Here is a 13,759-nt window from a genome sequence, read left to right on the forward strand (position 1 = left end):
CGCCGATGGCCGCCACCAGCTCCAAGAAGTGGCGCCGGGCCCGGGTGCTCGACGTCTGCGAGGTCGCCCAGCACGTGCGCCAGGTGGTGCTCGAGCCCGAGTACATGGAGGCGCCGGCCCCGCCCGGCAGCCACATCGACATCGGCGTCTACGTCAACGGGCGCGCCGACGTCCGCTCGTACTCCGTCGTCGGGATGGGCGCCTACGGCACCGAGATCGTGCTCGGCGTGCAGCTGGCCCGGCAGAGCCGGGGCGGCTCGGCGTACGTGCACGCGCTGCGCCGCGGCCAGGACGTGTCGATCACCCAGCCGCTGCAGAACTTCCCGCTCAACTACGGCCGGCCCGGCTACGTGCTGGCGGCCGGCGGCATCGGCATCACCGCGCTGGTGGCCATGGGCAAGGCGCTCAAGGCGCGGGGCGCGGCCTACCGCTTCGTCTACGGCGCGCGCTCCCGCGGGCTGATGGCCTTCGTCGACGAGCTGGCCGCCGAGCACGGTGACCGGCTCGAGCTGCGCGTCGACGACGAGGGGACGGGGCTGGACGTCGCCGACCTGGTGGCCGGCGTCCCCGCGGGCGGCGAGCTCTACGTCTGCGGTCCGACGCCGATGCTGGACGCGATCAAGTCGGCCTGGGCCACGGCCGGACGGCGACCGGCGGACCTGCGGTTCGAGACGTTCGGCAGCAGCGGCCGGTTCGCCCCCGAGGCGTTCACCGTGCGCATCCCGCGGCTGGGCCTGGAGACCCTCGTCGCGCACGACGTCTCGATGCTCGAGGCCCTGGAGGCCTGCGGCGCGGACCTGATGTTCGACTGCCGCCGGGGGGAGTGCGGCCTCTGCCAGGTCAAGGTGATCGAGGTCGAGGGGGTCATCGACCACCGCGACGTCTTCCTCAGCCAGGAGCAGCACCAGGCCGGTGACCGGCTCCAGTGCTGCGTCTCGCGAGTGGTCAGCGCGCGCACCGGTGGGCTGGCCGGCGCCGACGGGAAGCCCGCCGCGGTCACCATCGACGTCCCCTGAGGCGGGAGTCAGATCCGGGCTTGACCTCGAGTCGGCTCGAAGTCCGATGCTGGGTTCGCACCGCGGCCGGCAGAAAACCGGTGGCGATCGATGACCCGGGGGCCCAGATTCGGTCAGAGGGTCGAGAGATGCTCAGACCGACTCCGAGGTAGAGGACGACGAGATGACGGCACAGCCACCCCTGGCCATCGAGGCGACCGGGCTGACCAAGTCCTTCGGCGGCACCCGCGCCGTCGACGGGGTCGACCTGGTCGTCCCGGCCGGCGCCATCTACGGCGTCCTGGGACCCAACGGGGCCGGCAAGACGACCACCATCCGCATGCTGGCCACGCTGCTCGAGCCCGACTCCGGCACCGCCCGCGTTCTCGGTCACGACATCGTGACCGAGGCCGACGCCGTCCGCGGATCGGTCAGCCTGACCGGCCAGCTCGCCTCGGTGGACGAGGAGCTGACCGGCCGGGAGAACCTGGTGCTCATCGGCCGGCTGCTCGGGCACTCCCGGGGCGCCGCCAAGGTCCGGGCCGACGAACTGCTCGAGGCGTTCGGCATCGCCGACGCCGCCGGGCGGCTGGTCAAGCACTACTCCGGCGGCATGCGGCGCCGGCTGGACATCGCGGCCAGCATCGTCGTCACCCCGCAGCTGATGTTCCTCGACGAGCCGACCACCGGCCTGGACCCGCGGTCGCGCAACCAGGTCTGGGAGATCGCCCGCGCGCTGGTGGCCGAGGGGACGACGATCCTGCTCTGCACCCAGTACCTGGAGGAGGCCGACCAGCTGGCCGACGGGATCGTGGTCATCGACCGCGGCCGGGTGATCGCCGAGGGCACCCCGGGCCAGCTCAAGGCGTCTGTCGGCACCGGCTCGCTGCACGTGCGGCTGCTCGACCCCGACCGGCGCGCCGAGGCCGCCCGCGTGCTGGAGCGCGAGGTGGGGCCGGTCGTCCTGGAGCCGGATCCCGCCGCCCTCTCGGCCGCCTGCGGGGATCCCGAACGCGCCGCGATCGGCGTCGGCGAGCTGGGCCGCGCCGGGGTCGGGATCGCCGACTTCTCCCTCGACCAGCCCAGCCTCGACGAGGTCTTCCTGGCGCTCACCGGCCACATCGCCGACGAGACGACCGGCGAGGGCACCGCCCGCACCCTGGAAGGACAGGCGTCGTGACCGTCACCGCCCCCGCCCCCGACTCGGCCGACACCGTCGCCGTCCGCCGGGCCATCGCCTCCACCGCCCGGCCGTCGCGGCCGGGGCCGCTGTCGACCGCCCTCACGTTCGGCTGGCGCGGCATGCTCAAGGTCAAGCACGTCCCCGAGCAGCTGCTCGACGTCACCGTCACCCCGGTGATGTTCCTGCTGATGTTCACGTACCTCTTCGGCGGCGCGATCGCCGGGTCGACCAGCGCGTACCTGGACTACACGCTGCCGGGGCTGCTGGTCATGTCCGTGCTGTTCACGACCGTCTACTCCGGCGTCTCGCTGAACACCGACCTCACCAAGGGCGTGGTCGACCGGTTCCGCTCGCTGCCGATCTGGCGGCCGGCGCCCCTGGTGGGCTCGCTGCTGGGCGACAGCGTCCGGTACGTCGTGGCCGGCACGGTGATCATCGTGGTCGGCGTCGTCCTGGGGTACCGCCCGGACGGCGGCGTCGCCGGGGCCGTCTCGGCCCTCGCGCTCGTCGTCGTGTTCTCCTTCGGCCTGTCGTGGGTGTTCTGCGTGCTCGGGCTGCTGCTGCGCTCCCCGAACGCGGTCATGAACGCCGGGTTCATGGGCATCTTCCCGCTGACGTTCCTGTCCAACGTCTTCGTCGACCCGTCCACGCTGCCCGGACCGCTGCAGGCCTTCGTCGAGGTCAACCCGATCTCGATCCTGGCCACGGCGTCCCGCTCGCTCATGGCCGGCACGCCCGACGGCACCGCGATCCTGGTGTCGCTGGCCGTGGCCGCCGCCCTGGCGGCGGTGTTCCTGCCGGTGACCACCCGGCTGTACCGCAGCCGCTGAGCACCCGGCGGCCGCCGGGCGGGGATAGGTTGCGGCCGTGGCGCCACCGGAGGAGTCGTCGCGGTCGGTGCGGCCGATCGAGAGGTCGATCCGCACCGACCTCGACGGTGCCATGACCTACGCCGGCTACCTCGACCTGGACCACCTGCTCGACGCGCAGCACCCGCGCAGCCGGCCGGTGCACCACGACGAGCTGCTCTTCATCGTCCAGCACCAGACCAGCGAGCTGTGGTTCAAGCTGGTGCTGCACGAGCTGCGCGCCACCTGCCGCTACCTGGCCGGCGACGAGCTCGCCCCCGCGCTGAAGTGCCTGGCCCGGGTCAAGCACGTGCTGCGGACGCTCATCGAGCAGTGGTCGGTCCTCGCCACGCTGACCCCGCGGGAGTACGTGCAGTTCCGCGGGGCGCTGGGCAGCGCGTCGGGTTTCCAGTCGCACCAGTACCGGGCGGTGGAGTTCGTGCTCGGCAACAAGAACGCCGGGATGCTGGCCGTGTTCGACGGCGAGCCGGCCGCCCGCGGGCTGCTGGTGGAGCTGCTGGAGGCCCCCACCCTCTACGACGAGTTCCTCCGCCACCTCGCCCGCCTGGGCCTCGACGTCCCCTCCGCGGTGCTGGACCGGGACGTGCGCGAGCCGTGGGCGTTCCAGCCCGGCCTGGTGCCGCTGTTCCGCCGGGTCTACGAGTCGGAGGAGACGCCGTGGGGCGTCTACGAGGCCTGCGAGAGCCTGGTCGACCTCGAGGACGCCGTGCAGCTGTGGCGCTTCCGGCACCTGCGCACGGTGCAGCGCACCATCGGGTTCAAGACCGGCACCGGCGGGTCGTCGGGCGTGGGCTTCCTGCGGCGGGCGCTGGACCTCACCTTCTTCCCGGAGCTCTACGCCGTCCGCACGGAGATCGGCACCTGAGGGCCCTTGTCCCCGGTGCGGGCGGGGACGAGCATGGCCCCGCCGTCGAGCGAGGAGGCCCACCATGACGCAGGACCCGAGGCAGCCGGCGGGGGACTACGGCTACGACCTGGCCCACGAGGAGGTCAGGGCGGGGACGGCGCCGTCGAGCCCGCGGCCGGCCCGCCCGCAGGCGGCCCGCCCGGGCCCGCGTCCGGAGCAACCGACGGGCGACTACGAGTCCGACGAGGCCCACGACTTCTGACCCGCTGCCCACGGGGGACGATGCGGGGGTGCCGCGCCTGCTCGTCGTCCACCACACGCCCTCGCCCGCCATGCAGGCGCTGCTCGAGGCCGTGCGGGAGGGCGCCGCGCTGGTCGAGGAGGCGCAGCTGACCGTGCGGCCGGCGCTGTCGGCCGGTGCCGCGGACCTGCTCGCCGCCGACGGCGTGCTGCTCGGGACGCCGGCGAACATCGGTTACATGTCGGGGGCGCTCAAGCACTTCTTCGACACCGTCTACTACCCGTGCCTGGACGCCACCCCGGGCCTCCCGTACGGCGTCTACGTGCACGGCAACGACGACACCGCCGGCGCGCTGGGCAGCATCGAGCGGATCACCGGGGCGCTGCGCTGGAAGCAGGTGGCCGCGCCGCTGCAGCTCGTCGGCGCGCCCGGCCCGGCGGAGCTGGAGGCCTGCCGCGAGCTGGCCGCGACCGTCGCGGTGCAACTGTGACCCGCCCGGGGTAGGGAGACGGCGGTCGCCGGCTGCCGCCGGCTCGGCGGGAGGGGACCGGGTGCCCGAACGGGGCTGGCTGGGCGCGCTGACCGGCAACGGAGCGGTGCGCCGGCCGGAGCTGCGCACCGACGAGGGGCGGTCGGCCTCGCGCCTGGAGCTGTTCTTCGACCTCGCGTTCGTGCTCGTCGTGGCCGAGCTCGCGATCGCGCTGCGCGCGGACGTGACGTGGGCCGGCGAGCTGGAGTTCGCCGGGCTGTTCACCACCGTCTGGTGGGCGTGGGTCAGCGCCACCCTCTACGCGAACCGCTTCGACCACGACGACGTCGTCTACCGGCTGTACAAGCTCGGCAGCATGGCCGCGGTCATCGGGATGGCCGCGACGGCGACCGAGGCGACGGGGGAGCGCTTCGCGCTGTTCGTCGGCTGCCAGCTGGTGCTGCGCCTGTTGCTGCTCCTCCAGTACCACCGGGCCCACCGCCACGTGCCCCAGGCCCGCCCCGTCACGCGGCTGTACATGGCCGGCGCGGTCGCGGGGGCCCTGCTCTGGACGCTGTCCCTGGTGGTGCCGCGGCCGATCGGCTTCGCGCTGTGGGCAGCGGCGGTGCTGGCCGAGGCGTTGGTCCCGCTGCTGGCCAGCCGGTCCTCGGCCGACGTCCCGCTGCACGTCGAGCACCTGCCGGAGCGGTTCGCGTTGTTCGTGATCCTGGTGCTGGGGGAGTCGGTGGCGGGCATCGCGCACGGCCTCGCCGACGCGGGGTGGTCGGCGCCGGCGTTGCCGGTCGCGGCGCTCGCCTTCGTGCTCGCCGCGGCGCTGTGGTGGAGCTACTTCGACCTGGCCGGCGCCCGCGCCAAACGGCTCCTGGAGGAGACCGGCGGCGAGCGCGGCGACCACGCCCACGACGCCTACGTCTTCGGCCAGCTGCCGCTCACCCTCGCGCTGGCCAGCGTCGGCGCCGGGGTCGAGCTGGCGGTCGTCCAGAGCTCGGAGGGCGAGGTGCCGGTCGGCACCCGGCTGCTGCTCGCCGGCGGCGTCGCGCTCTACCTGGTGTCGGTGAGCGTGACCGTCGGCGGCATGTCCGGCCGGGCGCGGCGCGGATGGTGGTGGCCGGTCGGCGCGGCCGCCGTCGCCGCGCTCGACGTCGCGCTCGAGCTGCCCGCCGTCGTGGTCGTCGGCGCGCTCGCCCTGCTGGTCGTCGCCGTGGTCGTGGTGGGGACGCTGGAGCGGGCGACCGGCCGGCTCGCCGTCCGGGAGGTGTGAGGCCGGGGGGTGGATCCCCGGGCGGGCGGGTAGCCGGTGGTGGTGGCCGAGCGGTGCGCGATCCGGTGCGAGACGCGGGAGGAGCTCGTCTCGCTCCTGTACGAGGCGGCGGAGCTCGAGCACGGTCTCTGCTGCAGTTATCTGTTCGCCGCTTTCAGCCTAAGAACCGGCGCGGACGCGGGTCTGCCGGAGGACCAGCGGGAGAGCGTGGCCCGCTGGCGGGGGCTGCTCGCGGGCGTGGCAAGGGAGGAGATGCTCCACCTGGCCCTGGTGTCCAACCTCCTGACCGCGCTGGGCGCGGCTCCCCACATGGGCCGGCCGCCCTTTCCGCAGCAGTCCCGGTACTACCCGGCGGGGATCACGATCGCGCTGCGCAGGTTCGACGAGGCGACCCTCACCCGGTTCGTCCACCTCGAACGCCCCGAGGGGGTCGGCATCGAGGACGACGTCGACGAGGACCCGGCCCTGGCGCCGTCGGCCCCCGGCGCCGGAGCTCCCCCCGGAGCGGTGCGGGCCGGAGACGGCGACGGTGAGCCGGTGCCCGGGGACGGCGGCCTGACGACGGTGGGGGAGCTGTACCAGGCGATCGAGGACGGCTTCGAGCACCTCGTCGACCTGCGGGGCGAGGTCGCCGTCTTCATCGGGGCTCCCGGCGCCCAGTCGGCCGCCGACGACCTGGGGTTCGAGGACCTCGTCCCGGTGACGGACCTCTCCTCGGCACGTCAGGCTCTGCGCCTCCTGGTCGAGCAGGGCGAAGGCGTGCGCGGGAACTGGGAGGACGCCCACTACGGCACCTTTCTGCGGATGCGGGAGGAGCTCCGTGAGGCCCAGCGGGCCGATCCGGCGTTCGACCCGGCGTGGCCGGTCGTGGCGGACCCCGTGGCCAAGGCCAGGCCGGACGTCGAGCACGGCGTCGTCGTCGACGACGAGCTGACCGTGGCCGTGATGGACCTGTTCAACAGCGCTTACGTCTTGATGACGAACCTGCTGGAGCGCTACCTGGCGCACACCGACGAGTCGCCGGAGGCGCTCCGGGCGCTGGCGGGGGCGGCGGTCGCGGTGATGACCTCGGTCGTCTCACCGCTCGGTTCGCTGGTCGCCACCCTGCCGGTCGGGGGCGAGCACGCGGGTGCGACGGCCGGCCCGAGCTTCGAGATCCACCGCGCGGTGGCGCTGGCCACGCACCGCCGGGCCGCCTGGCTCACCTTCCTGGAGCGGCTGGGCGAGCTCGCGGACGCCGCCGCCCGCATCGCCGACCGGGGGGCGCCGCAAGCGGTGCGGGGAGTCGCGGACGCCTTGCGCGAGATCAGGGCGGACCTCCAGCGGCACGGGTGACCGGCCGCTCCGTGGCCGGCCGGCTGACGACCTCGTCGCTCGGTGCGACTGGCGTCAGCGGGTGAGCCGGGGGCGACGCCCCTCGTCGGGAGGTCCTCGGTTCGGGCACGATCTCTCCCGCGCCGGCGCAGCGGACGACGGGAGGACCGGGTGGACGACGTCCTCGTGGTCGACGCGCTCGTGGCCGTCCTCGTCGTGGCGCTGCTGGCTCCGGTGGTGGTGGGCCTGCTGCCCCGGCTGCCGGTGCCGCAGGTCGTCCTCCTGCTGGCCGGCGGCATCCTCATCGGCCCCGACGTGCTGGGGCTCAGCTCGCCGGAGGACGTCCAGGTGCTCGCCGACGTCGGACTCGGCTTCGTGTTCCTGCTGGCCGGCTACGAGGTGGAGCTGCGGGTCTTCGCCGAGGACGCCGGCCGCCGCGCCGTCCTCGCCTGGACGGTGTCCCTGACGCTCGCCGTCGGCGTGGTCGCGCTGCTGGCCGCGGCGGGGCTGGTCCGCGCCTTCCTCCCCGTGGCGCTGGGCCTGACGACCACCGCGCTGGGCACGCTGCTGCCCGTGCTCCGCGAGAACGGGCTGCTCCAGGGCCGGCTCGGGCGGTACCTGCTCGCCGCCGGCGGGGTGGGGGAGCTCTTCCCGGTGCTGGCGATCGCGCTGTTCCTGGGCACCCAGAACCGGTTCGCGGCGCTGGCCTCGCTCGCGGCCGTGGCGGTGCTCGCGGTGCTGCTCGCGCTGGGCCGCCGGGCCGTGCGGGACGGCGGGCGGCTGGCCACCGTCGTCCTCCGCGGTCAGCACGAGACCGCCCAGATCACGCTGCGCGCCACGATCCTGCTGCTGATCACGCTGATCGCCGTCACCGACGAGTTCCACCTCGACGCGGTCCTGGGGGCCTTCCTGGCCGGGGTCGTGCTGCGCCAGTGGGTGGGCGGCGCCTCGCCGGTGCTGGAGCCCAAGCTGGACGCGGTCGGCTACGGGTTCTTTGTCCCGGTGTTCTTCGTGTACTCGGGGATGGCGCTGGACCTGCACTCGATCGCCGAGGCACCGCTGCGCGTGGCGCTCTTCTTCGGCCTGCTGCTCGCGGTGCGCGGCCTGCCCGCGCTGCTGGTCTACCGGCGGGTCCTGACCTGGCGGGAGCGCGGCCAGACTGCGCTCGTGACCGCCACCGCGCTGCCCGTCCTCGTGGCCCTCGCCGAGATCGGGCTCCGCAACGGCACCATGCTCACGGAGAACGCGGCGGCGCTCGTGGGCGCCGGCGTGCTGACGGTACTGGTCTGCCCCGCGCTGGCCGTCGCCCTGCGGCCGCCGGGGGGCGGGCCGGGGCCGGAGGCTCAGCCGGTGGTGCCGGCCGACCGGGTCAGCAGGCGGCGCTCGATCGGGCCGATGGCGAGGAGGAGGCCGGTGTAGTCGGCCGGCGGCCGGGGCTCACGGCCCGGCGTGCGGCGCGCCGACGACCGGACCGGCGGGGGCGCGGTGCGGTACGTCGGCGAACAGGTCCACGACGGCGTCCCAGCGGGTCCGCCGGCCCGGCGGGAAGCGGGTCTCCGACCGCCGTCTCCGAGGTGAACCGGCCGGGTACCGCCGGCGGGCCCAGAAGGAGTGCGGCCGGGCCAGGCGCACGGCGCCCACCGCCGCCACCACCGGGACGAACACCCCCACCACGCCCAGCACCGCCCGGCCCTTGAGGATCGCGACCAGCGCGAACCCGAGGTTGAGCGCCACGGTCACCGCCACCGGCAGGTCGCCCGGCAGCTGCTGGGCGTCGAACGGGTTGGCGCCGACCAGGAGGAGCACTCCCACCACGACGGCGATGAGGACGGCGTCGATGGAGCTGCGGCCCTGCTCCGACCAGTACACGTCCTCCAGGTGCAGCCACAGCGCGAACTCGTCGAGGGTGAGCGCGGCACCCACGCCGAACAGGACCGCCAGGACGTGCTGCCACGCGCCGCCGGGCCGGTAGGTCAGCTCCACCAGCCCGGTGCCGAGCAGCAGGAAGATGCCGTACACCTCGTGGTGCACGTGGACGCCGCCGATGCTCGCGTCGCGGAAGGGCCCCCGGCCGGTCCGGATGGCCCGCGTGACGAACCGGGTGCCGAGGAAGGTCAGCAGGAACGCGCCCAGCATCCACGCGACGACGATCCGGCGCCCGGCCAGCACCGGGACGAGCTCCAGTTCGATGCCCACTGCGCCACCCCGTGCCCCAGGACTGCGGCCGGCCCGATCGTCGCGCCGGTGTCAAGGCGGATCGGTCTCCCCGGAGGCCGCGCGGGGTAGGGGCCGCCCATGGACGACGGACCGCGCGAGGGCTCCCTCCGGCTGCCCGACGGCCGGGTGATGGCCTACGCCGAGTACGGCGACCCGGGCGGCCGGGTGGTGCTCGGCTGCCACGGCTCCCCGAGCTCCCGGCTGGAGCGGCACGTCGAGGACGTGGCGGAGTACCGGCGGTGGGGGATCCGGTTCGTCGTCCCCGACCGGCCCGGCTTCGGCCGCTCCGACAAGCAGCCAGGCCGCCGGGTGACCGACTGGCCCGGCGACGTCGCGCAGCTGCTCGACGCGCTGGGCGTCGACCGGCTCAGCGTGCTGAGCCTCTCCGGCGGCGCGGCCTACGCGCTGGCCTGCGCGCACGCCCTCGGCAACCGGGTGCGCGGGGTCGGCGTGCTGGGCGGCGCGCCACCGCCCGACGTCCCCTGGCCCTGGCCCGAGTGGGTGCCCCGCCGGATGCGGTCTGCGGTGCACCGGCCCTCCCCGGCCACGGCGCTGCTCACGCCGGTGTTCGCGCCGGCCGCCCTGCGGCCCGGGCTGATCCCGCGATACCTCCGGACGCGGCTGAACCCGTCCGACCGGCGGGTCCTCGGCCGGCCCGGCGTCCACCGGCTCCTCGCCGCCACCTTCACCGAGGGGCTGCGCAACGGACCCGGCGTGCTGGCCGACGACCGCGCCCTGCTGTTCCGGCCGTGGGGGTTCCCGCTGTCCGAGGTGCGCCAGCACGTCCACGTCTGGCACGGCACCCAGGACTGGCAGGTCCCAGTGGCCCTGGGGCGGGTGCTCTCCCACATGCTGCCGACCTGTACTCCGCACTGGCTCGGCGGGGAGGGGCACTTCTTCGTGTTCGACCACGCCGCCGAGGTGTACGGGGCGCTGCGACCCTGATCCCCCCGGGGCGGGTCGTTGCCGGACGACCGCCGACCGGCGACGACCCCGCCGTCGGGTCACCCCTCCGGCGTCCGGACGTACTCGCGGGCCACCTCGACGCCGAGGACCTCCACGCCTCCGCCGTCCGGCCGGGGACCCAGCTCGCGCTCGAGGAGCGGCCGCAGCGTCTCGGTGAAGAAGCGCTGCGAGTGCGTCCGCGACTCCCACAGCGTGACGACGCGCAGCCGGCCGTCGTCGGCGGTGCCGACGTAGCGGGCCTCCAGCCCGTCGGGGGTCCGGTCGAGTTGGCCGACGACGCGGTCGAACTGCTCGATCGAGTCGAAGGACGGTGTGGCCACCGCGATGTAGGACATGGCTTCCTCCTCGGTCAGGCGGCCGGTCGACCGCTGGGAGGAGCCTGGACCGGCAGACACCCCGGGACATCCGCCGGATCACTCAGCGGCGTACTCATGAGGGCAGCCCCGCACGCCACGCCGCGATCTGGCTGCGGGTGCGGAAGCCCAGCTTCCCGAGGACGTGCTGCACGTGGTTCTGCGCCGTGCGCTCCGAGATCCCCAGCCGTGCGCCGATCTGCCGGTTGGTCAGGCCACTGGCGACCAGGTTCGCCACCTCGGTCTCGCGCGCACTGAGGATCGGGGGTGCGCTGCGCCCGAGGTGGGCGACCAGGGCCGTCGTCCGTGCCACGTACGCGGACATGCCCAGGGTGTGCGCGAGGCGGTCGGAGTCCACTGCGGCCGTCCGGGCCCGGTCGAGGTCGCCGGGGCGGTCCCGGCGCAGGAGTGTCGTGGCGAGGTGGTGCCCCGCCTCGGCGGCGAAGCCGAGCGCGCCCGCCCGCGCGGCTCGGTCGGCGGCGACGGTGAGGTCCTCGACGGCGTCGTCCAGCCGGTCGAGCGCCGCCGCACCGATGCCGAGAGCGAGTTCGACCGGGCCGAGCGAGCAGACGCCCTCGGCCACCGCGTGCGTGCCGCGGGACGGCTGCAGGCGGGCGAGCAACGCCGGCAGGTCGTCGGTCCGGCCCAGGTCGGCAGCCACGAGCGTCGCGCAGGCCTCGCCGTGCACGGCGTAGAAGGCGGGGAGGGTCCACGTCGCGAGCGGTCCGGCCTGCGCGTAGGACCGTCCGGCCTCCTCGGGCTGCCCGGAGGAGCAGAACAGCAGGGCCCTCATCAGCGGGCCCAGCGTGCGGAACCGGGGCAACGGGTCGAAGCGGCTCCGCGGCACCTCCTCCGCCTCCGGGAGGACGACGTGGCGGCTCAGGACGCAGCAGAGCGCGAACCACGTGCCCCGTGCCGGACCCGGTTCGACCGGGTGCATCCGGTCCCGCGCCCTCCGTCCGGCCGCGAGCGCCTCGGCGAATCGGCCCCGCGCCTGGGCGGTGCAGGCCGTCACCCGGTCGAGGTGCCAGGAGCTGACCGGCCCACCCACCCGGTCGACCGCCAAGCCGAGCGCGGACAGCTCGTCGGACGCCTCGACCAGGCGACCTGCCTCGAGCAGCCCCTCGATCCGCCAGATCTCGCCCCACATGGCCGTCCGCGGCGTGGCGGTCCGGTGCCCGATGTCGACCAGCTCGGCGGCGAGCCGCATCCGCTCCTCCCGCCCCGACGGGCCCGGACACGCCTCCTTCCGGGCGCGCAACGCGTCCACCAGCGCGTGCGGGTCGTCGGTCGCCCGGGCCGTGGCGAGGGCCGCGGCGCTCAGCGACGCGACGCGTTCCTGATCGCCGTCGTAGAACGCCAGGTGGCTGCGCTGGGCGAGCAGCCGGGAGCGCAGCGCGGTGGCGTCGGCACCGTCGAGCGCCGCCAGTGCCTCGTCGCACAGCTGGGTGGCGAGTGCGTGGACGGCCGGGTCGGGCACCGCCTCGAGGACGAGCGCGACGCTGCCCAGGAGTTCGGGATCCGCCGCCGCGCGGGCCGCCTCGGCGCCGGCGACGACGTCCTCGACACAGGGCCGGACGTCACCGGCCAGGAGGTTCGCCCGTCCGGACGCGACGAGCAGCCGGCAGCGATCGGCCTCGGCCGGCGGCGGGGCGTCCATGTGCAGCGCGGCCCGGTAGAGCCGCACCGCCTCCTCGTACGCGAGTTGCCGTACGGCCTCGTCCGCGGCCCGGACGGTCCACTCACGGGCGGTGGCTCCCTCCCCGTGGGGCACGAGCTCGGCCCAGTGCCGGGCGAGGGCGGGGAGGTGCTGCGCCAGGTCGCCGGCGTACTGCCGCTCGATCGCCTCGGCAGCGGCGCGGTGGAGGCGGGCGCGCTCGGCGGTGGTGAGCGAGGCCTCGACGGCGTCCCGGATGAGCGCGTGGACGAAGCGGTACGGCCCCGCCTCGGCCCGCTCGACGAATCCGTGCGCCACCGCCTCGTCGACCGACCGCGACAAGGAAGCCGGGACCGTCTCCAGCACGACGGCGACCAGGGGGAGCGGGAAGTCCCGTCCGATCACCGCGGCGGCCTGGACGAGCCGGCGGCAGCCGGCCGACACGGCCGCCAGCCGGGCCGCCACGAGGTCGAGGACCGTCCGCGGCGGGCGGTCCGGGCGCCAGGACCCGTCGGCCACCGCGCGCGCCACCTCCCGGACGAAGAGGGGGTTTCCGTCCGTGAGGTCCAGCACGGCGGCGGGGTCGGGCGGTGGACCGGGCGTTCCCGTCCGCGACAGCACCTCCCGCACACCGGCCAGGTCGTAGCCGCGGAGGGGAACCCACACCGAGGCGGGTGACCGCAGCAGGTCGGGGAGTACACGGGCGAGGGGACCCGAGGGGCCCAGGTCGCGCATCGTCGCGTACACCAGCAGCCGTGCGTCGCCGACCCGGTCGGCCAGGTGCCGGAGCAGCAGGAGGGAGGGCCGGTCGGACCAGTGCACGTCGTCGAGGACGACCACGAGCCCACGGACCTCGGCGGCCGCCCGCAGGCTCGCGGTCACGGCGTCGAAGAGCCGGAAGCGGTCCTCGGGCGACTGCGCGTCACCGGCCAGCACCGCGTCGGCGTCGAGGCCGAGCGAGGCGAGAACCTGGCGCCACGGCCAGTACGCCGGCGCCCCGTCGTCCTCGACGCACCGCCCCCACGCGGCGGCGATCCCGGAACCGACCGCCAGGCGGGTGAGTTCCTGGGCGAGCCGGGTCTTGCCGACCCCGGGCTCGCCGACGCAGAGGACGAGCCGCCCGTGCCCGTCCCGGGCGGCGGCGAGCCAGGACCGCAGCGAGTCGAGCTCGCGCCGCCGTCCCACGATGGCGTCGTCCGCAGGGAGCCTCGGGTGCCGGGTACCCGCCTCCACGGCGTCCAGCATCCCGCCGCGCCGCCGTGCCGGGAAGAAGCGCTGCTCGGCCGCGTGTTTGAGCCGCAGCCGTGCGGGGAAGCTGCGCGACTGACCGGCCCCGGCGTGGCCGTGGAACCCCCGCGCCGGGGCC

The 13,759-nt window shown here is 75.0% G+C and carries 13 protein-coding genes; 10 read left to right on the forward strand and 3 right to left on the reverse strand.

Annotated elements, in window-relative coordinates:
• Nucleotides 1-5 precede the first annotated feature (5 nt).
• From MY520_RS19045 to MY520_RS19085, 9 genes are all read left to right on the forward strand, one after another.
• Nucleotides 6-1,016, forward strand: a complete 1,011-nt coding sequence (locus tag MY520_RS19045) for a PDR/VanB family oxidoreductase (RefSeq protein ID WP_436694134.1) — start codon at nt 6-8, stop codon at nt 1,014-1,016.
• A gap of 163 nt (nt 1,017-1,179) precedes the next feature.
• Nucleotides 1,180-2,175, forward strand: coding sequence for an ATP-binding cassette domain-containing protein (locus MY520_RS19050; RefSeq protein WP_436694135.1), 996 nt, complete (start codon nt 1,180-1,182; stop codon nt 2,173-2,175).
• Entirely contained in the window at nt 2,172-3,008 is an 837-nt protein-coding gene (locus MY520_RS19055; protein ID WP_436694136.1) for an ABC transporter permease, read from the forward strand. Before MY520_RS19050 ends, MY520_RS19055 begins: the two co-directional genes overlap by 4 nt.
• Nucleotides 3,009-3,045: 37 nt before the next feature.
• A complete protein-coding gene (locus tag MY520_RS19060) occupies nt 3,046-3,912 on the forward strand; it encodes a tryptophan 2,3-dioxygenase (RefSeq protein WP_436694137.1) in 867 nt (288 codons plus the stop codon).
• A 64-nt stretch (nt 3,913-3,976) separates the two neighbouring features.
• Nucleotides 3,977-4,156, forward strand: coding sequence for a hypothetical protein (locus MY520_RS19065; RefSeq protein ID WP_436694138.1), 180 nt, complete (start codon nt 3,977-3,979; stop codon nt 4,154-4,156).
• A gap of 28 nt (nt 4,157-4,184) precedes the next feature.
• The gene (locus MY520_RS19070; protein WP_436694139.1) at nt 4,185-4,625 is read left to right on the forward strand and encodes a flavodoxin; all 441 of its coding nucleotides are present in this window, start codon (nt 4,185-4,187) and stop codon (nt 4,623-4,625) included.
• Nucleotides 4,626-4,686: 61 nt separating this feature from the next.
• Entirely contained in the window at nt 4,687-5,886 is a 1,200-nt protein-coding gene (locus MY520_RS19075; RefSeq protein ID WP_436694140.1) for a low temperature requirement protein A, read from the forward strand.
• Nucleotides 5,887-5,928: 42 nt separating this feature from the next.
• On the forward strand, nt 5,929-7,221 hold the full coding sequence (locus tag MY520_RS19080; RefSeq protein WP_436694141.1) for a ferritin-like domain-containing protein: 1,293 nt from the start codon (nt 5,929-5,931) through the stop codon (nt 7,219-7,221).
• Nucleotides 7,222-7,371: 150 nt separating this feature from the next.
• Nucleotides 7,372-8,619 carry a cation:proton antiporter gene (locus MY520_RS19085; protein WP_436694142.1) on the forward strand — a complete coding sequence of 416 codons (1,248 nt, stop codon included), beginning with the start codon at nt 7,372-7,374 and terminating at the stop codon, nt 8,617-8,619.
• 18 nt (nt 8,620-8,637) lie between these two features.
• Here the strand turns inward: MY520_RS19085 and MY520_RS19090 are convergent, their stop codons facing one another.
• Nucleotides 8,638-9,396, reverse strand: a complete 759-nt coding sequence (locus tag MY520_RS19090) for a hypothetical protein (protein ID WP_436694143.1) — start codon at nt 9,394-9,396, stop codon at nt 8,638-8,640.
• A gap of 99 nt (nt 9,397-9,495) precedes the next feature.
• Here MY520_RS19090 and MY520_RS19095 point away from each other — a divergent pair, with 99 nt between their 5' ends.
• The gene (locus MY520_RS19095; RefSeq protein ID WP_436694144.1) at nt 9,496-10,362 is read left to right on the forward strand and encodes an alpha/beta fold hydrolase; all 867 of its coding nucleotides are present in this window, start codon (nt 9,496-9,498) and stop codon (nt 10,360-10,362) included.
• A gap of 59 nt (nt 10,363-10,421) precedes the next feature.
• Here MY520_RS19095 and MY520_RS19100 read toward each other — a convergent pair whose 3' ends face one another.
• Entirely contained in the window at nt 10,422-10,718 is a 297-nt protein-coding gene (locus MY520_RS19100) for a hypothetical protein (protein ID WP_436694145.1), read from the reverse strand.
• Nucleotides 10,719-10,812: 94 nt separating this feature from the next.
• Nucleotides 10,813-13,626, reverse strand: a complete 2,814-nt coding sequence (locus MY520_RS19105) for an ATP-binding protein (RefSeq protein WP_436694146.1) — start codon at nt 13,624-13,626, stop codon at nt 10,813-10,815.
• Between the last annotated feature and the right edge of the window lie 133 nt (nt 13,627-13,759).

It is taken from the genome of Geodermatophilus sp. CPCC 205506 (genome assembly GCF_051383635.1).
In the GTDB taxonomy this organism is placed as follows: Bacteria; Actinomycetota; Actinomycetes; order Mycobacteriales; family Geodermatophilaceae; genus Geodermatophilus.

Coding starts and splice junctions, on each gene's coding strand:
- MY520_RS19100 (WP_436694145.1), bottom strand. CDS start 10,718: ATGTCCTACATCGCGGTGGCCACACCGTCCTTCGACTCGATCGAGCAG.
- MY520_RS19045 (WP_436694134.1), top strand. CDS start 6: ATGGCCGCCACCAGCTCCAAGAAGTGGCGCCGGGCCCGGGTGCTCGAC.
- MY520_RS19065 (WP_436694138.1), top strand. CDS start 3,977: ATGACGCAGGACCCGAGGCAGCCGGCGGGGGACTACGGCTACGACCTG.
- MY520_RS19050 (WP_436694135.1), top strand. CDS start 1,180: ATGACGGCACAGCCACCCCTGGCCATCGAGGCGACCGGGCTGACCAAG.
- MY520_RS19095 (WP_436694144.1), top strand. CDS start 9,496: ATGGACGACGGACCGCGCGAGGGCTCCCTCCGGCTGCCCGACGGCCGG.